Raw genomic sequence first — 16,715 nt, forward strand, 5'->3', positions numbered from 1 at the left:
ACCCAATCAACCGATAATAGCATTCGGATTGATTGGGGGGATTGCTATGGATGCCACGTCTTGGACTGGGCTGCTGGATAGCCCCTTCTCAAAACTATCGTTTTTGGGCGGCTTGTTTTCGAGCATTGACTGGATAGCTCTCGTCATCGCCCTGCTTGGCCCGCTTCTCATCTTCGCAGCTCGAAACGAAGTGCGCTTGCGCCGGCTGCGACAGATCCAGGATTTCTACGTCAACTTCAGCAGTGAAAAAGGCAGTGCCTCAAACACCGTAGCTTCGCGACTCGGGACCAATCCATCCTTCGAATTCGTCCGCTCGAAATACACGGCCGATCTGGTTTTTCCGGAGAAGGACAAATTCGATGCTCTCCCGGAAGCGGACAAGCTGCGGCAGTTTATCAGTCTCGCGGCAAAGGGCCGCGTGACATTCGCGTATCGTCTGTTCCTGTCGTCGCTGGGGTTTGTCCTTCTCAGTTATATCGGCTTCCACATCTTCATTTCCGCGATCTGCTGCGGGCTGCAAATCTCCGTTCAGTGCCCTGTGCCCGGTCTCGTCGGCGGTGACACCTCCTCGAAGCTTATCGTGATCGGTTCGCTCGCCTTTATCGGCGCCTACATTTCCTCGGCACGCACCCTTCTTGCCCGCCTCGCTGTGTTCGATCTTTCGTCGACCACATTCTTGAGAATCACCATCGAAAGCCTGGCATCGGTTCTCTTTGCGGCCATCCTGTTTGCAGCCTTTCCGGACCCGCTCGGCGGCATCGGACGTGTTCTGACTGGCGGGGCAACCTCAAGTGCCGAAACCACGGGCCAATCCTTGCCGCTCACATGGATAGCACTCGCGCCGATGCTCGGGCTGCTCCCGCAGAGCTCGACCAAGTTCCTCTTCGTCAAGCTCCAGCAGATCTTCACCTGGGTCAAGGTGAGCGACGACCGCTTCGTGTCCATCACCCCGATCGTGTCGCTCGATGTGATCAACGGCATCGATTACGAAATCCGCTTCCGTCTTGAAGACTGCGGCATCTACGACATCCAGAACCTTGCCACCTACAATCCCATCCTCCTTCACGTCGAAACGCCGTTCGGGATCTATCAGTGCATCGACTGGGTCGCCCAGGCGCAGCTCTGTCATATCGTCGGCCTCGAGCGATTCCTGGCTTTGCGGGAGTTGAACATCCGGACGATCTTCGACCTCGAACGCGCCATCGACAGCGTCGATTCTCCGGAAGAATTCGACGACATCTACATGAGCATCCTCATGTCGCCGACCAGCAACCTGCGCAAGCTGGCTGACATCGCGAAAATGAACTTCATGATCATGGACGGTACGAATGCCCGCCCGGTCTCGGTGGACGAATACGCCAAGTGGGCCCGGGAGCGGGTCAGCAGCGAGCCGAAACTGATCACGAAAGCCGCCGAACATCTGATGACATGGATTTCGGACGATCTGCACGTCCGCCGCCTGCGTCGGTTGTGGAACGACATTGCTGACAGCCTCGAGCCAGGATCCTCCTACTTCCGGGATTCCAAGCGCAATCCCCAGAACAAAAAGCAGGAAACGTAAGATCCAGCATCGGATACTGTCCAGGCATTGAGCTCCCCGTTCATCATCGGAGCAGCCACATCAACTTCCATCTTCTCATCTCCGTGCCGAACGGCTAAACCAACTTCGCAATGGAGGTGGCGATGGGGCCGCAGCGCTATATTCTCACTCAGGCCTATAACAATGCCTGGGCCAATCACCGGCTGCTCAAAGCCTGTGCCCTGCTGTCGGCTGAGGACGTTGGCGCGCCGCGGCAAAGCTTCTTCCCGTCGATCATCCACACGCTCAACCACATTCTCACGGTGGACTGGCTTTACGTCGGTGCGCTCGAAGGACACTGTCCCGGCGCTTCGGCCTTCGAGCCGCAGATACCTTTCCCCGCCTTCGCCGATCTCGATCGGGAACAACGGGCCGTCGACCGTCGCCTGATCGATCACTGTCGCCGCATGAGCGAGGCCGACCTCGCCGGGGAAATCCGAATCCCGCGACAAAACCATGTCCAGGTCGAGCGTGCCGATCGAATTCTGCTGCACCTCTTCCAGCACCAGATCCATCATCGCGGCCAGGTGCATGCGATGCTGTCTTCCACCCCTGTTTCCCCACCGCAGCTCGACGAGTTCTTTCCGTCCGATCCGCAGGAACAGGCATTGCGCGCAAAAGACTTCGCCGAACTCGGCTTTACCGAATCCATGATCTGGAGTGACTGACCCATGCTGTATTTCGTTCTCAAGACCCTGCACCTCATCTCCGACTTTCTGCTGATCGGCGGCATGCTGGTGAACGCCTTCGTCATCTCCATGGTGCCCCCGACGATCCGGGTCGGCGTCATCCAGTCGCTGCGCAAATACGACCGCACCGTCACGACCGCAGCCCTTGCCGGCGCGTGGATCTTCGGCCTTTGGCTGGCGATCGGTTACGTCGGCTTTTCCGGCGGCTGGCTTCACGCCAAGTTCGTGCTGGTGATCCTGCTTTCCGCGCTGCACGGCATGCAGGGGGCGGCCATGCGCAAGATGGCGGCCGATCCGAAACGCGATCCGAACGCCTTCGTGCGTCTCGGCATGCCGATCATCATGATCTGTCTCGTGCTGATCGTGGCACTCGCCGTGATCAAGCCTTTCTGATCAGAAGAAAGACCCTGCTCTGCACGACGGTATCACCGAACCAATTTCCAACGCGCCGCAGCCGGCGGGTGGAGCGTCGTGACAGGTCAGCTAGTTAGGCTTGCGAGCGCTTTGCCCTTCCCGTCGGCCTTGCTTTGTTCTAATCCTCGCATCACAGCAATCCAGGGAGTTCCGGCATGGCGAAAGTGGCATTCATCGGTCTTGGCGTTATGGGTTTCCCCATGGCAGGCCACCTGAAGGAAAAGGGCGGCCATGACGTCACCGTCTATAACCGCACCGCGTCCAAAGCTGCCGAGTGGGCAAAGAAGTTCGGCGGAGCCACCGGTGCAACGCCAGCCAAAGCGGCAAAAGATGCCGATTTTGTCTTCATCTGCGTCGGCAACGACGACGATCTGCGCCAGGTGACCACAGGTGAGAACGGCGTTCTCTCTGGCATGAAATCCGGTGCGATCCTGATCGACAACACGACGGCCAGCGCCGAAGTCGCCCGTGAACTGGAGACAGCCGCCGGCGAAAAAGGCATCGGCTTTATCGATGCACCGGTTTCCGGGGGCCAGGCGGGCGCCGAAGGCGGCGTGTTGACTGTCATGTGCGGCGGCGATCAGAAAACCTTCGACACGGCAAAGCCTGTGATCGAGGCCTATGCCCGCATGGTCGGCCTGATGGGTCCGGTCGGCAGCGGCCAGCTGACCAAGATGATGAACCAGATCTGCATTGCCGGCGTCGTCCAGGGCCTGGCGGAAGCCGTGCATTTCGGCAAGCAGGCAGGCCTCGACATCGAGACCGTCGTCGGCGTCATCTCCAAGGGAGCTGCCGGATCCTGGCAGATGGAAAACCGCCACAAGACGATGGGCCAGGGCAAATACGACTTCGGCTTTGCCGTCGACTGGATGCGCAAAGATCTCGATATCGTCCTCACCGAAGCCCGTCGCAACGGCGCAAACCTGCCAATGACCGCGCTGGTCGACCAGTTCTATGCTGAAGTGCAGGCGATGGGCGGCAAGCGTTGGGACACGTCTTCGCTGCTGGCACGGTTGGAGCGGAAGTAATTTATCGATACGACAGTAGTCGTGGCGACGGCCCGTTGACATTGGCCGTTGCTCTATCCTTAGCTACAGCAGACTGGTGCAAACCCGGACTCGCGGTTACATCGGCATTATGCCACGACGGTGAGCCTGACGCGTGGTGGATGTCCTTGAGACGCCCCATGGGTAGAGGGTATTTTGGAGGACCAAGGTCAGCCGGATTGGTGAATATTTATGGCGCATGACTTTCAGGACGACATAGACGCAGTCCAGCGTATCGGTGCCGTACCAACGATCCTTGATGTTGTCTGTCGCGCGACCGGGATGGGATATGCGGCAGTGGTTCGCGTCACGGAGGATCGGTGGGTTGCCTGCCAGGTTCTGGACAACATCCATTTCGGACTCCCGGCCGGAGGAGAACTGCCGGTCGAAACGACGCTCTGCCACGAAGTCCGGCAATCGCGCGACGTTATCGTCATCGACAACGTCGCCGAAGACCCTGTCTACTTCCAGCATCAAACCCCGAAGCTCTACGGACTGAAGAGCTACATCTCCATGCCGATCATCCTGCCGGATGGCCGTTATTTCGGAACCCTGTGCGCCATAGATCCCAAGCCGGCAGCGCTCAACAATCCGCAGGTGATTGGAACATTCAAGCTGTTTGCCGAACTGATTGCCTACCATCTGGAAGCCGACGAGAAGCTCGATCGGGCCAATGCAAGCCTGCTCGATGCGGAAGCGACGGCTCGGTTGCGGGAACAGTTCATCGCAGTCCTCGGCCACGATCTTCGAAATCCCCTTGCGTCGCTCGACGGCGGCATCAACATCCTGCAGCGCGAAGCGCAAAGCGAGCGGTCCACCAGGGTGCTCAACATGATGCGCGGCAGTATCCTGCGCATGTCCGGCCTGATCGATAACGTCATGGATTTCGCCCGCGGAAGGCTTGGTGGCGGTCTGGGTCTGCGCCGGGAAGCAGATCGTCCGCTTGGCCCCACACTGATACAGGTCGTCTCGGAAATCTGCTCTGCCCATCCAGAGCGGCAGATTGACGTCGAGATAGAGCTGCCGGGCCTGTTCGATGTCGACCATGACCGCCTTGCGCAGATGTTCTCCAACCTTCTGGGCAACGCGATCACCCACGGCTCTACAGAACATCCGATCCGCATTCTGGGAACGGTCGAAGGGGACGAACTGAAATTGGAAATCGCCAATGCCGGAACCGCGATCACCGGCAAGGCGATCGAAAAACTGTTCCAGCCCTTCAGCCGCAGCGACGCGGGCACCCATGATCAGGGTCTAGGCCTTGGCCTCTACATCGCGTCGCAGATCGCCAAGGCGCATGGCGGCCATATCGATGTCACCTCTGATGATACCCAGACGGTGTTCACCTTCCGCATGCCGGCAATCGTGCCGGAAAGCTGATCAGGAACCGCGTTCACTGAAGCGAACGCGGTTCCCAGTATCAGGAGCGATCATTCAGCCCGTCGAGCAGCGCCTTGTGGAACCGGTCCGGATCCTGGATCTGCGGGGAATGGCCGAGATCGTCGAACTCCACCAGCTTCGCCCCGGGGATCGATTCCGCCGCCTGCTTGCCGAGCTTGGTATAATCGCCGAGCGATGCGGCGATCGCCTTGCTGGCGCGGTTAGCGCCCGGAGCCGTCTTGTCCGTCGTGCCGATGATGAGCAGGGTCGGCGTTTTCACCTGCCCGAACTCGTGGACAACAGGCTGGGTAAAGACCATGTCGGAGGTCAGCGCCTGGTTCCAGGCCACCTGATCTCCTCCCTCGCCCGCAGACATGCCGGCGCTCATCTCCACCCACTTGTCATAGCTCGGCTTCCACTGGCCGGAATAATAGAACTTCTGCTGGTAGGCCTTGATGCTCTCGAAGCTGGTCTTCTGCTCACCTTCGAAGGCCGCCGAGATCGACTGGTAGGGCACGCCCTTCGCCTTCCAGTCTTCGAGACCGATCGGGTTCACCAGAACCAGCTGCTCGGTAAAGTCCGGATACATTAGCGCAAACCGCGTCGCCAGCATGCCGCCCATCGAATGACCAACCACCGTCGCCTTGTCGATACCGCGCGCGTCGAGCAGCGCCTTGGTGTTTTGCGCCAGTTGCTGGAAGCTGAACTGATAGGCGGCCGGCTTGCTCGACTTGCAGAAACCGATCTGGTCGGGTGCGATCACCCTGTAACCGGCGCCGGTCAGCCGACCGATCGTCGCCTCCCAGGTTGCCGCGCAGAAATTCTTGCCGTGTAGAAGCACCACGGTGCGCCCGTTCGGTGTTTCAGGCGCGATATCCATGAAGACCATTTCCAGCGGCTGGCTGTCGCCTGCGGCCGCAGCATCCGGCCTCTGTCCCGCCACGCTGAACACTTCGGTCTTGAACGGATACTCGAAGCCCTCCAGTCTCGGACCATAGGTCGGATGCTCGGACGAGACGCTTTGTGCGGCGCCGACGCCCGGAAGCGCGATGGCGGCAGCAACGACAACGATAGAACGCAGAAAAGGTGTGGGCATCAGGTCTCCTTGAGGCTTGCGCCCGGTACCTGAAGGCACAGGGTCACACGCTCCAAGGTAGGTTCGGCCTCAACAAGGGCAATCGAAAATAACAGCCCTGTGAAGCGCCTTGACCATCAGTCGCTGTCGCCGGACTTCTGATTGTCGAGCAGCATATAGTCGAGCGGCAGTTCAGTCGTGTACTTGATCTGCTCCATCGCGAACACGGACGACACGTCACGGATCTCGATCTTGGCGATGAGGCGCTTGTAGAACGCGTCATAGGCAGCAATGTCGGGGACGACCACGCGCAGCAGATAATCGACGTCGCCGCTCATGCGGTAGAACTCGACCACTTCGGGAAAGTCCACCACCACTTCGGAAAACCGCTTTAGCCATTCGATCGAGTGGCTTGCGGTGCGGATGGAGACGAACACCGTGACCTTGGTATTGACCTTGACCGGATCGAGAAGCGCCACGCGACGGCGGATCACGCCGTCCTCTTCCATCTTCTGGATGCGCCGCCAGCACGGAGTCGTCGACAGTCCCACCTTCTTTGCGAGATCTGCAACGGCGAGCGTGGAGTCTTCTTGCAGTATGCGCAGAATCTTGCGGTCCAGGCGGTCCATCAAACGTCCTTTCGAAATGATTTTCCGTTATATACCCCATTATCGCACAGTTAAGCGAAATTTGTTCCCCGCACCAAGCTATCCACATGATGCCGAAGCGCTGGAATAACCTCTGCCTCGAACCACGGATTCTTCCGCAGCCAACCGCTATTGCGCCAGCTCGGATGCGGAAGCGGAAGAACGCGCGGGCCCTCATTGGCGAAGAAATACTGCCCCCAGTTTCTGACTGTTTCCGTCATGCTCGGCTTGCGCTGCGCCCCGAGATGCCATGCACTCGCATACTGCCCGATCACGAGGATCGTATCGATCTGCGGCATCGCCGCCATCACCTGGCTGCGCCAGGCCGGCGCACATTCCTTACGCGGCGGCAGGTCGCTGCCCTTCGCGTCATAGCCCGGAAAACAGAACCCCATCGGCACGATCGCAAGGCGCCGCGCATCGTAGAACTCCTCGCCCGTCACGTCCATCCAGTCCCGCAGGCGGTTGCCCGAGGCATCGTTGAACGGCAGACCGCTCTCGTGAACCCTCAAGCCCGGCGCCTGCCCGGCGATCAGCAACCGGGCGGTGGCAGACAGCACGGCAACCGGCCGCGGCTCGTGCGGCAGCCGGTCCGCTTCACCTTTCAGTGGATGATCGCGACAGATGCGACACTGCGCGATCGAGGCCGCGAGGGACGCGATGCCAGCCGGATCGCCATTCACCACGAAACCGCAGCCTTCAGCCGGTCGAACATCTCGCCTACGCGATCGACAAGCGCCGTTGTACCCTCGTCGTCATCCATCGCCCCCTTCGCCGCCCGGTACGCTTTCGGCCTCTCGAACGGTCCGGCCCAGATCCCCTCGCCTGCACCCTTCGCGGCCGCCTCCTCGCGTCCGTAACCACCGGATGCCACAGCCATTCCCTGGCGCACCATCTCGCCATTGATGTCGAGGTCGCCGCGGCGGCAGGAGACCAGAACGCGCCGGTAACGGTCACGCGCGTCGCCGCGGCACTCGGTCATGGAACTCGCCGCAAGCTTCGACAAGGCTTCGCGAGCCGCATCGCCGCAAGCCCACTCTCCGCCCTTGCCATCGCCACAGGTCTGGCCAGCCTCCGGCGCATCGATATCGACAAGCCGAAGCCGCTCAGCACCGGCGGCCAGCGTATCGCCATCGATCGCAAAAAACGGACCGTTTATCGCGCTTCCCTGGCCGATATCGAGCTTGGCAATGATCAGCGAGCCCAGGAAGATGAACGCCGCCAGGAACACGGCGTCGCGGCCTATTTTAACGATACGGGTCACATTTGAGCCTTACAACAAAACGGAAGCTTCACGGAAATGGCAAACAAATCCTTTCCCGGCAGCATCTTCTTAAGGTTTGCGGATTAGCCTCTCAAGTACCCCGGGGATATCAGTTTACAGGCCCAGTACACAGCCTATGAGTAGCGGCGTCAGCACATCAACCGACAAGAATATCGTCGATCGCACGCGCAGCCACCGCAACAAGGCTGTCTCGAAGGCTGTCCGTGCGACCCGTGATCGACTGCAGTCGTCGTCCAATGGCAATTTTGCGTTTGATCGCGATATGCTCTCCATCCATATCGGCTCCGGTTTGCAGGCGGCACTGATGACGCCGCTCGTCGTTGCTGTCGTCACCGCCATCGGCTTCTATCTCAATCCGGATATCCACATCTTCGCCTGGGCGCTGCTGATGCTGTGCCTGCACGCGATCAACGTGCTTCTGGCACGCCGTGCGAGCAAGGTGGAGATAACGGCTGCCGACACCAGGAAATGGCGTAGACGCCTTCTGACGGGACATATCCTGCTCGGCTGCGGCTGGGGCGCCTTCGCGCTTCAGGGCTGCTCCACCTGCGCTGGCGACAGCTTCTATTTCTACAAGGGTGCGGTGCTTCTGTTTGCGGTGTCCTACACCGCCATGAGCACGTTCATGCTGCGCCAGAGCGTTCTCTACGGCTTCGTGCCGATGATTGCGGCGCTTCTCAGCATCGCCATCCTGTCGGGTCAGGTCCTCGATATCGGCCTTACCGCCATGTGCGCGACGGCTGTCGTGTTTTTCCATTACGTCGCCGAGCGCCTCTACCGCTCCAACCTGACGCTGATGTCCTATCAGTCGGAAAAGGACGATCTGATCGCCGAGCTCGAAGTGGCGAAGTCCATGTCCGACGAGGCTCGCCGCCGTGCAGAAGAAGCCAATCTGGCAAAATCCCGCTTTCTTGCCTCGATGTCGCACGAGCTTCGCACCCCGCTCAACGCTATCCTCGGCTTCTCGGAGGTGATGAGTTCCGAGGTCCTGGGCCCCCTCGCCAACCCGACATACCGGGAATATTCCGGCGACATCCACCGCTCCGGCCAGCACCTCCTGAACCTCATCAACGAGATCCTCGACCTGTCGCGCATCGAAGCGGGCCGCTACGATCTGACGGAGGATTCGCTGTCGCTTCTGGAAGTGGCGGAAGATTGCATCGGCATGGTCCAACTGCGGGCCCGGGCGAAAAGCATCACCATCCGCGACCAGTTCGAAAAGCACATGCCGCAGGTCTGGGCCGACGAGAAGTCGATGCGCCAAGTCATGCTCAATCTTCTCTCCAACGCGGTCAAGTTCACGCCCCAGGGTGGCGAAATCACCGTCAAGGTGGGCTGGACCGCGGGCGGCGGCCAGTATGTGGCGATCAAGGATAACGGACCGGGCATTCCGGAAGAGGAAATCCCGATCGTGCTCTCCGCCTTCGGTCAGGGATCGATTGCCATCAAGAACGCCGAACAGGGGACCGGTCTCGGCCTGCCGATCGTCCAGGCGATCCTCGCCAAGCACGACGGCCAGTTCATCCTGCGCTCGAAGCTGCGCGAAGGAACCGAAGCCATCGCCATCCTGCCCTCGACCCGCATCCTCCAAAGCGTCCCCGCCATCGCCGACGCCCCCGCCATCGAGCGCCGCCGCAAGAGCTTCGCTTAACATCACGTTGCGACATCAGTCACGAGCCGGGGCACCAAATGGTCAGTTTCACAACCTCGTCCGGCAAAGTCACAGTCAACAACTGGGGCTATGAGCTACAGGGCACGAACGGCAATCCGCTCGATGCCGGTCTGCTTATCTCCGCGACCCACGATTTCCTCGTCATCGATTCAACACGCGACGGCACCAATGTGGAGCGGTTTACCGCCGACGAGGTCACCCGGATGAAGGACGGCATGGGCGGTCCCTCGGTGGTCGCGTCCTATATCTCGATCGGCGAAGCCGCGGAGTTCCGCGACTACTGGAAGACGACATGGACAGCGGGCGGCGAAGCCAGCGACAAGCTGACGTCGAAAGCCCCCGACTGGCTCGGTCCCGTCAACGCCGACTGGCCGGAATCCCGCAAGGTTCGCTACTGGGACAAGGACTGGCAGGATCTGATCTTCAACGACAAGAAGACCGGTGACTTCGATGCCATCGTCAACGCAGGCTTCGACGCCGCCTATCTCGACATCGTCGATGCCTACTATTTCTGGGGCGCCGAAGCCTCGGCCAAGGACAGGCAGCCGGGCGATCCGGCAAACACCAAGCAGGCGGCTCAGCGCATGGTGGATTTCATCGTCGCGCTGACCGAGCATGCCCGCAAGACCAACCCCGACTTTTTCGTCATTCCGCAAAACGGCGCCTTCATCATGGAGGACCTCGGCTCCGACAGCGCCCGCAAAAAGGCCTATCTCGGCGCGATCGGCGGCATCGCAGTCGAGGACGTCTATTATGGTGGCGATGCGGACGAAAACAACAAGCTCAATCCGGACCGCGAAACGATCGATGTCCTCAAAAAGGATTTCCTCGCGAACGGCAAACCGGTCTTCGCCGTCGATTATATCAACGGCACAACGCGGATCGACGAATTCAACAAGCTCGCTCTGAAAGACGGGTTCATCCCATACGCCGCACCAGACCGCGATCTCGACCGCTTGTCGGCACCCCACGATGGCGACCCCGCCTTCATCCGCCCGACCGACAAGAATGATAGCCTGCGCGGCTCGCAGCTTGCCGACACGATCGACGGTCTCGGCGGCAGTGACCGGATCGACGGACGCAACGGCAATGATCGCCTCGATGGCGGCAAAGGCAACGACACCCTGATCGGCGGATCCGGCAACGACAAGCTTTCCGGTGGCGCCGGAAACGACAAACTCTACGGCGGCGCCGGCAAGGACACACTCACAGGAAGCAGCGGCGCCGATATCTTCGTGTTCGATACGAAGCTCGGTGCGTCGAACATCGACACGATCAGCGCTTTCAGTGCGAAGGACGACACCATCTGGCTGGACGACGATATCTTCACCAAGGCCGGCAAGGTCGGAGATCTCCTGTCCAGCGCATTCCACACCGGCACCAAGGCGCATGATGCCAGCGACCGGATCATCTACGACAAGCTGACCGGCAAACTGTTCTACGACGCCGATGGCGCCGGCAAGACCGCCGCCGTGCAATTTGCCCAACTTGACAAGAACCTCGGCCTCACCGCCGCCGATTTCGACATCATCGGCTGAGGCACGAGCGCCGTTCGGATCAGATCCAGATCGGCTTTACCACCACGTAGAGCGCAAACAGGCCGTTGGCGCAGAGAAGGCAGAACACGGCGAAGGATCCGAGATCCTTCGCATGCCGCCCGACAACCGAAATCTCCGGCGACACCCTATCGACAAGTTCCTCGATCGCGGTGTTGAGCGCTTCCACGCAAAACAGCACCAGCATCAGGATGATGAAGATGAAATAGTCGCCAAAGCCCGCTCCGGCGACCGCGAATATGACGATCCCGATCAGGAAGGCATAGACCTCCTGCCGGAACGCCGCCTCGCGCCAGAGCCTGGCGAGGCCCTGCATCGAATACCGGAACGAGGCGATGATCCTGCGAAAGGTCGCCGCTTTTTCGATATGGCTGTCCAGCGGCGTCTTTTCCATCCAGCATCAGTCCTTGTTGCTGACGCCGGCCTGCTCGAAAGTCGCCATGCCGGTGTGACACGCAGCCGCCGCCTTGACGATACCGGCCGCAAGCGCTGCACCGGTACCCTCGCCCAGCCGCATGCCGAGCGCCAGAAGCGGCGTCTTGCCAAGCTTCTCGATGGCCTTCAGATGCCCCGGCTCACCAGAGACATGGCCGATCAGGCAGTGGTCGATCGCCGACGGATTGGCCGCCTTCAAGATAGCGGCCGCAGCCGTAACCACATAGCCGTCGAGCAGAACAGGGATCTTTTCCATCCGCGCGGCGAGAATAGCGCCGGCGATCGCTGCAAGCTCGCGTCCGCCGAGGCGACGCAGCACTTCCAGCGGGTCCGACAGATGCTCCTTGTGGAACTCCACCGCCTGCTTCACCACAGCCACCTTGCGGGCAAGAAGCTCGCCATGCGAACCGGTCCCGGGACCAACCCAGTCTTCCGCTTCGCCGCCGTAGAGCGCCAAGTTGATCGCGGCCGCAACCGTCGTGTTTCCGATCCCCATTTCACCGATGCAGAGAAGATCGGTACCGCCGGCAATCGCCTCCATGCCGAATGCCATCGTCGCCGCACAGTCGCGCTCGGACAGTGCCGCTTCGGTGGCGATGTCGCCGGTCGGATAATCCAGCGCCAGATCGAAGATCTTGAGGCCTAGATCATGCGTGACGCAGATCTGGTTGATCGCCGCACCGCCAGCCGCAAAATTCTCGACCATCTGCTGCGTCACGGACGAGGGAAACGGCGTAATCCCGTGTCTGGTGACGCCGTGATTGCCGGCAAAGATCGCCACCAGCGGCCGCGTCACGCTCGGCGCCCGCCCAGACCAGGCCGCCAGCCAATAGGCGATCTCCTCAAGACGTCCCAGCGAGCCCGCCGGCTTTGTCAGTTGCGCGTCGCGTTCGCGGGCCGCCACCAATGCCCTTGCATCGGGGCCGGGAAGGTTCTGCATCAGGGTGCGGAAATCGTCGAACGGCAGGCCGGTCATGCTCATGGAAAACTCTCTTCGGTCTTTTCGGGCGGTATCGTCTTCTGACGCTGGATCGGGTAGGGATTGATCATTCAGCAAATCATACTTTATGCGCCATCTCATAATCGGCTATCAGCGACGCGACAAGGTCAGGTCGGACGGGACAAGGTCAAAAAGGCTGCGGCCGAAAAACCCATTCTCAAAACAGGCCTCGCAAAGGCAGGAGAGACAAACTGCTACACGCAAACCACTTCGTTGCAGATCTCGCCCGCTCGGTAGGGTTCCTCAGCCGCCTGCCCGTGCCGGATCGCTTCTTTGCCGGCTATGATGGCACCGTCTCACGCGCCGTGCGCGCCTTTCCGGTCGCCGGATTGCTGATCGCGTTTCTTCCCGCTCTCCTTCTCCTGAGCCTCTGCAGCATCCAGTCAACCGCTGGAGATACGCTCCTGCCGGTTGTGATCGCTCTCGCACTGATCACCCTCCTGACCGGCGCGCTGCACGAAGACGGCCTTGCCGATGCCGCCGACGGTCTTGGCGGCGGACGCGATGCAGATCATGCGCTCCTCATCATGAAGGACAGCCGCATCGGCTCCTACGGCGTCGTCGCGCTTAGTCTATCCTTCGGCCTGCGTGCCGCAGCACTGGCCGGCATTGCGCGGCTTTCGCCGGAAGCGGCGGCTCTTGCCCTTCTCTCCAGCGCCGCCGTCAGCCGCGCACTGCTGGTTGCCCATTGGCGCGCCCTGCCCCCCGCTCGAAACAACGGCGTCGCAGCCGGTGCCGGAATGCCCGACGACGACGCCCGCAACATCGCGCTCGTGATCGGCGCTGCCGCCGGCCTTGTCTTGCTCATACCCGGTTTCGGCCTGCTGCATGCGCTGATCGCGCTTGCCCTGTCTGCCGCCGCCGCCTGGGGATTTACCCGCTACGTCTCGAAAAAACTCGGCGGGCATACCGGTGATACGATCGGTGCCACGCAACAACTCTGCGAGATCGCCCTGTTATCAGCCCTTGCTCTCGGCCTCTGAACCCACGATATGGACGCGATGATTTCGCCTTGCACACTGATATGTTCGATCGACATGAAAACAGGCTTTTGCCTCGGCTGCGGACGCACCGGCGACGAGATAGCCGGATGGACCGGTTTCACCGATGACGAGCGCGTTCAGCTGATGGATCTGCTGCCCACACGGCTCGACACCGTCGAACCCGAAAAGCTCGGTGAGCTCAAGCGCAGAAGAACAGCAAACGCCACCGTCAGGAAGGAAACAACCACCGCATGAACGGCTTTACCGTTGTCCTCCTCATCCTCGGTGCCGGTCTGGCGCTGCTCGTCTACAACCACGACAGCGGCCGCACATTCGGCATGGCCAACGAGGATTTCGGCAGCCTCGTCTATCTGATCCCGATCGCCGCACTTTTATCCGCCGGCGTCCTGCAGGGCCGCCGCGGCAACCTCGGAACCGTTGCCCGCCAGCTTGCCATCTGGCTTGTCATCATCATGGCGCTGGTTGCGGGCTATCTCTACCGAAACGATTTCAGCAGCTTTGGTGCCCGCATGACGGCAGGGCTGATGCCCGGCACCGCGGTCGTCACCACATCCAGCGACGGCAGCAGCGAAGTGGTCATCCACAAGACGCTCGGCGACCATTTCAAGGCCAATGTCGGCGTCGACGGCAAGGTCCTGCCGATGCTGGTCGATACCGGCGCCAGCAGCATCGTGTTGACCTACGAGGATGCCAACCGGATCGGTCTCGATCCTTCGGCACTCAGCTACTCGGTAACTGTCATGACCGCCAACGGCCGCGCCCAGGCAGCACCCGTGCGCCTGAACGAAGTCTCGATCGGCCCGATCGTCAGACGCGATGTCCGCGCCATGGTGGCGGAAGAAGGCAGGCTCGACGAGAGCCTCCTCGGCATGACCTTCCTCTCCACACTCAGCTCGATGCAGATGCAGTCCGACGAGCTGAGGCTGAAGGATTAGTCCAAGGCCGCCTCGGCTTGACGAATGCAGGCTTTTATTTCCAGCCGCAACCTTTCAAGGTCGCTGATATTCACGTCATCCTTGATGCCGTCTACCCTTGCGAGGATTGTCTTGGCACCCTCGATGAAGCTCCTCTCGGCGGAGAGGAGGAAGCCTTTGTTGCATCGCTCTAAAGCGATCGCACAGTCGATCGATCTCGCCTCGAGCGCCAAGCTCAGAAGATCCCTCTCAAAATGCTCGAAAGTCGAAAGTTCCTGCAACGCCTTGCCGAAGTTCTCTTCAAAAGAGGCTACGTCATAGGGATCGTATTCTACCCAGTCCGTTCGTTTGAGATCGGAGGGAGCCGTTCCATTTTTTGATTTTACGATGATAAGAGGTTTGCCGCTCATGGCCGCAAACCCAAGCTCCAAGGCAATATTTGCCATCGCCGTCGAGCGGGTATCTTCCGAGAAAATTGCGATGGTAAATCCGGTGGACCGGATCAGCCCCAGTATTCTCTCCAGATAGTCCTTCCCGCCGGTTGTGCTACTTGCATCGACCGCCTTGTAGCCGGCGTCTGCAAGCTTTTGCTCGACCGCGTCCTTGATCGCGATATCGATATGCGGAGGATCCCCCAACTGACGCATCACGAAGGCACATTTCGGAATCAACCTTCTGGGAGGCTCCCCGAGAACAGCTTCAGACAGAGGTGAAAATAACAGGGGCACCTATCGGTTAACGCCTCTCAAAATCACGCCCTTGTAAGGGCCCGGCGTCTTCTTCTCGTCGATTATTCGGCCAGTGGCGGTATCGATCTTCACCCAGCGTCCGGTGACAGGATTTTGGATTTGGACACGCTCCTTCACGGCGCCTCTTGTGGAAACTTCAGCGGTGTTTTTTGCCATATCGGGATCCTGGGATGCCTCTGGAAAATCGCATGATTTCGATGCCCTGACAATCGATCCTCTCGGAAATCAAGATGCCAGAGACGTAATCGGGCCAGCAGACGTAACTGATGGGAGATCCTTTCTCCGAAACAGACTCGGCGGATCGCCGATCACGCGTTTGAAGGCGCGGCTGAACGAGGCCTCGGCGTCATAGCCCAGCCGCTCGGCCACCATCGCCACGCGCATCCCGTCCTTCAGCCACAGCCGGGCCTGGTGCATCCGTACCCTTGCCACATACCGCGCCGGCGTTTCGCCGACGACGCGCGCGAACCGTTCTGCGAAGCCGGAGCGGGAGATGCCCATCAGCCGCGCCAGTTCCACATTGTTCCAGTCGCGTTCCGGCTGAAGATGGATGGCCGCGAGCACCCGGCCGACATCGGGGCTCCGGACGGCTGCAATCCAACCGCGCGTCTCGCCGCAACCGTGTTCCACCCAGGTGCGGATCATCGTCGCCATCAGCACGTCAGCCAATCGCGCCAGAATGCCGCCGGCGCCGACTCGGTCCATATCCACTTCGCGCGTCATCGCCTCGAGAAGATGCGGAATGGCCGGATCATCCTTGGCGAGATCACTGGTCAGCATCGTCTCCGGCATCATCTGGAGAAGCGGATGCAGCCGGTCGACGTTGAAGCGCAGGGAGCCGCTGAACACCAGCGTACCGCCACTCTCTGCCGTATTGCGGCATTTCAGATCATAAATCCCGGTGCAGACTTCCTTGCGGCCGTAGTGTTCGAACGGCAAGGTCGGCGCATCGGCAGCGCTCGCCAGAACATGCGCCTCACCCCGCGGGATCAGCACCGCATCGCCGGTTTTCAACTCCTGCCAGTCGCCGGATTCGGTCTTGATGATCGCCCGGCCGCATTTGATGAAATGAAACCGCGCGGCGTCCTGCGCCGGAAACGCCGTTCCCCACGGCTCGGCCAGACGGCAGCGGCCGTAGTCGACCCCATCAAGGCGAAGCCCCCGCAACATTTCGGTCAGCGGATCGGACGTAAGGTCAGATGTCAGTTTGGACGAATGATCAAGCATATCGGATTATCTAGCATGGATCATCCGGCGAGTGAAGCCTATC

The 16,715-nt window shown here is 60.4% G+C and carries 19 protein-coding genes; 10 read left to right on the forward strand and 9 right to left on the reverse strand.

All coding sequences use genetic code 11. The features are described 5' to 3' along the window. The first annotated feature begins 112 nt into the window (after window positions 1-112). The 5 genes from IFT66_RS05835 (at window position 113) to IFT66_RS05855 (ending at window position 5,108) form a co-directional block, all read left to right on the forward strand. Window positions 113-1,561 carry a hypothetical protein gene (locus tag IFT66_RS05835; protein WP_192076971.1) on the forward strand — a complete coding sequence of 483 codons (1,449 nt, stop codon included), beginning with the start codon at window positions 113-115 and terminating at the stop codon, window positions 1,559-1,561. 122 nt (window positions 1,562-1,683) lie between these two features. Further along, entirely contained in the window at window positions 1,684-2,247 is a 564-nt protein-coding gene (locus tag IFT66_RS05840) for a DinB family protein (RefSeq protein ID WP_192076972.1), read from the forward strand. 3 nt (window positions 2,248-2,250) lie between these two features. Then, complete coding sequence (locus IFT66_RS05845; RefSeq protein ID WP_062456502.1) at window positions 2,251-2,661, forward strand: CopD family protein; 411 nt, start codon at window positions 2,251-2,253, stop codon at window positions 2,659-2,661. Window positions 2,662-2,837: 176 nt separating this feature from the next. Continuing rightward, the gene (locus tag IFT66_RS05850; protein ID WP_192076973.1) at window positions 2,838-3,710 is read left to right on the forward strand and encodes an NAD(P)-dependent oxidoreductase; all 873 of its coding nucleotides are present in this window, start codon (window positions 2,838-2,840) and stop codon (window positions 3,708-3,710) included. Window positions 3,711-3,920: 210 nt separating this feature from the next. Further along, on the forward strand, window positions 3,921-5,108 hold the full coding sequence (locus tag IFT66_RS05855; RefSeq protein WP_113167581.1) for a GAF domain-containing sensor histidine kinase: 1,188 nt from the start codon (window positions 3,921-3,923) through the stop codon (window positions 5,106-5,108). A 40-nt stretch (window positions 5,109-5,148) separates the two neighbouring features. Here the strand turns inward: IFT66_RS05855 and IFT66_RS05860 are convergent, their stop codons facing one another. From IFT66_RS05860 to IFT66_RS05875, 4 genes are all read right to left on the reverse strand, one after another. Next, the gene (locus tag IFT66_RS05860) at window positions 5,149-6,204 is read right to left on the reverse strand and encodes an alpha/beta fold hydrolase (RefSeq protein WP_192076974.1); all 1,056 of its coding nucleotides are present in this window, start codon (window positions 6,202-6,204) and stop codon (window positions 5,149-5,151) included. Between the two features lie 116 nt (window positions 6,205-6,320). Further along, on the reverse strand, window positions 6,321-6,812 hold the full coding sequence (locus IFT66_RS05865) for an Lrp/AsnC family transcriptional regulator (protein ID WP_062456489.1): 492 nt from the start codon (window positions 6,810-6,812) through the stop codon (window positions 6,321-6,323). Window positions 6,813-6,862: 50 nt separating this feature from the next. Further along, on the reverse strand, window positions 6,863-7,513 hold the full coding sequence (locus tag IFT66_RS05870) for a uracil-DNA glycosylase family protein (protein ID WP_446737874.1): 651 nt from the start codon (window positions 7,511-7,513) through the stop codon (window positions 6,863-6,865). After that, entirely contained in the window at window positions 7,510-8,094 is a 585-nt protein-coding gene (locus IFT66_RS05875; protein ID WP_192076975.1) for a thermonuclease family protein, read from the reverse strand. The genes IFT66_RS05870 and IFT66_RS05875 overlap by 4 nt, the downstream gene beginning before the upstream one ends. Before the next feature lie 136 nt (window positions 8,095-8,230). On the opposite strand from IFT66_RS05875, the gene IFT66_RS05880 reads away from it, so the two are divergent. Beyond that, window positions 8,231-9,766: a sensor histidine kinase gene (locus tag IFT66_RS05880; RefSeq protein ID WP_192076976.1), complete on the forward strand. Its 1,536-nt coding sequence runs from the start codon at window positions 8,231-8,233 to the stop codon at window positions 9,764-9,766. Window positions 9,767-9,804: 38 nt separating this feature from the next. Next, window positions 9,805-11,325: an endo alpha-1,4 polygalactosaminidase gene (locus IFT66_RS23700; RefSeq protein WP_274604802.1), complete on the forward strand. Its 1,521-nt coding sequence runs from the start codon at window positions 9,805-9,807 to the stop codon at window positions 11,323-11,325. Between the two features lie 19 nt (window positions 11,326-11,344). On the opposite strand, the gene IFT66_RS05890 is transcribed toward IFT66_RS23700, so the two are convergent. Together IFT66_RS05890 and cobT are read right to left on the reverse strand one after the other, a co-directional pair. Next, window positions 11,345-11,737, reverse strand: a complete 393-nt coding sequence (locus IFT66_RS05890; protein WP_113110605.1) for a diacylglycerol kinase — start codon at window positions 11,735-11,737, stop codon at window positions 11,345-11,347. 6 nt (window positions 11,738-11,743) lie between these two features. Then, entirely contained in the window at window positions 11,744-12,760 is a 1,017-nt protein-coding gene (cobT, locus tag IFT66_RS05895) for a nicotinate-nucleotide--dimethylbenzimidazole phosphoribosyltransferase (protein ID WP_062456473.1), read from the reverse strand. 209 nt (window positions 12,761-12,969) lie between these two features. Between cobT and cobS the strand changes: the two genes are divergently transcribed. Genes cobS through IFT66_RS05910 form a run of 3 tightly spaced genes read left to right on the forward strand, consistent with a single transcriptional unit; the run spans window position 12,970 to window position 14,717 of the window. Further along, a complete protein-coding gene (gene cobS / locus IFT66_RS05900; RefSeq protein WP_192077150.1) occupies window positions 12,970-13,761 on the forward strand; it encodes an adenosylcobinamide-GDP ribazoletransferase in 792 nt (263 codons plus the stop codon). A gap of 18 nt (window positions 13,762-13,779) precedes the next feature. Next, window positions 13,780-14,016 carry a DUF1289 domain-containing protein gene (locus IFT66_RS05905; protein ID WP_113167041.1) on the forward strand — a complete coding sequence of 79 codons (237 nt, stop codon included), beginning with the start codon at window positions 13,780-13,782 and terminating at the stop codon, window positions 14,014-14,016. Next, a complete protein-coding gene (locus IFT66_RS05910; protein WP_192076977.1) occupies window positions 14,013-14,717 on the forward strand; it encodes a TIGR02281 family clan AA aspartic protease in 705 nt (234 codons plus the stop codon). Before IFT66_RS05905 ends, IFT66_RS05910 begins: the two co-directional genes overlap by 4 nt. On the opposite strand, the gene IFT66_RS05915 is transcribed toward IFT66_RS05910, so the two are convergent. From IFT66_RS05915 to IFT66_RS05925, 3 genes are all read right to left on the reverse strand, one after another. Further along, complete coding sequence (locus tag IFT66_RS05915) at window positions 14,714-15,346, reverse strand: hypothetical protein (RefSeq protein ID WP_207105878.1); 633 nt, start codon at window positions 15,344-15,346, stop codon at window positions 14,714-14,716. The genes IFT66_RS05910 and IFT66_RS05915 overlap by 4 nt on opposite strands. Before the next feature lie 78 nt (window positions 15,347-15,424). Next, window positions 15,425-15,601, reverse strand: a complete 177-nt coding sequence (locus IFT66_RS05920) for a hypothetical protein (RefSeq protein ID WP_192076979.1) — start codon at window positions 15,599-15,601, stop codon at window positions 15,425-15,427. A gap of 69 nt (window positions 15,602-15,670) precedes the next feature. Then, window positions 15,671-16,672: an AraC family transcriptional regulator gene (locus IFT66_RS05925; RefSeq protein ID WP_192076980.1), complete on the reverse strand. Its 1,002-nt coding sequence runs from the start codon at window positions 16,670-16,672 to the stop codon at window positions 15,671-15,673. Window positions 16,673-16,715: the final 43 nt, after the last annotated feature.

It is taken from the genome of Rhizobium sp. CFBP 13726 (genome assembly GCF_014841925.1).
Classification (GTDB): domain Bacteria; phylum Pseudomonadota; class Alphaproteobacteria; order Rhizobiales; family Rhizobiaceae; genus Neorhizobium; species Neorhizobium soli.

Bases quoted from the DNA above. Each gene is read 5' to 3' on its own strand.
- IFT66_RS05840 (WP_192076972.1), top strand. From the start codon at position 1,684: ATGGGGCCGCAGCGCTATATTCTCACTCAGGCCTATAACAATGCCTGG.
- IFT66_RS05845 (WP_062456502.1), top strand. From the start codon at position 2,251: ATGCTGTATTTCGTTCTCAAGACCCTGCACCTCATCTCCGACTTTCTG.
- IFT66_RS05850 (WP_192076973.1), top strand. From the start codon at position 2,838: ATGGCGAAAGTGGCATTCATCGGTCTTGGCGTTATGGGTTTCCCCATG.
- IFT66_RS05855 (WP_113167581.1), top strand. From the start codon at position 3,921: ATGGCGCATGACTTTCAGGACGACATAGACGCAGTCCAGCGTATCGGT.
- IFT66_RS05860 (WP_192076974.1), bottom strand. From the start codon at position 6,204: ATGCCCACACCTTTTCTGCGTTCTATCGTTGTCGTTGCTGCCGCCATC.
- IFT66_RS05865 (WP_062456489.1), bottom strand. From the start codon at position 6,812: ATGGACCGCCTGGACCGCAAGATTCTGCGCATACTGCAAGAAGACTCC.
- IFT66_RS05880 (WP_192076976.1), top strand. From the start codon at position 8,231: ATGAGTAGCGGCGTCAGCACATCAACCGACAAGAATATCGTCGATCGC.
- IFT66_RS23700 (WP_274604802.1), top strand. From the start codon at position 9,805: ATGGTCAGTTTCACAACCTCGTCCGGCAAAGTCACAGTCAACAACTGG.
- IFT66_RS05890 (WP_113110605.1), bottom strand. From the start codon at position 11,737: ATGGAAAAGACGCCGCTGGACAGCCATATCGAAAAAGCGGCGACCTTT.
- cobT (WP_062456473.1), bottom strand. From the start codon at position 12,760: ATGAGCATGACCGGCCTGCCGTTCGACGATTTCCGCACCCTGATGCAG.
- IFT66_RS05905 (WP_113167041.1), top strand. From the start codon at position 13,780: ATGATTTCGCCTTGCACACTGATATGTTCGATCGACATGAAAACAGGC.
- IFT66_RS05910 (WP_192076977.1), top strand. From the start codon at position 14,013: ATGAACGGCTTTACCGTTGTCCTCCTCATCCTCGGTGCCGGTCTGGCG.
- IFT66_RS05920 (WP_192076979.1), bottom strand. From the start codon at position 15,601: ATGGCAAAAAACACCGCTGAAGTTTCCACAAGAGGCGCCGTGAAGGAG.
- IFT66_RS05925 (WP_192076980.1), bottom strand. From the start codon at position 16,672: ATGCTTGATCATTCGTCCAAACTGACATCTGACCTTACGTCCGATCCG.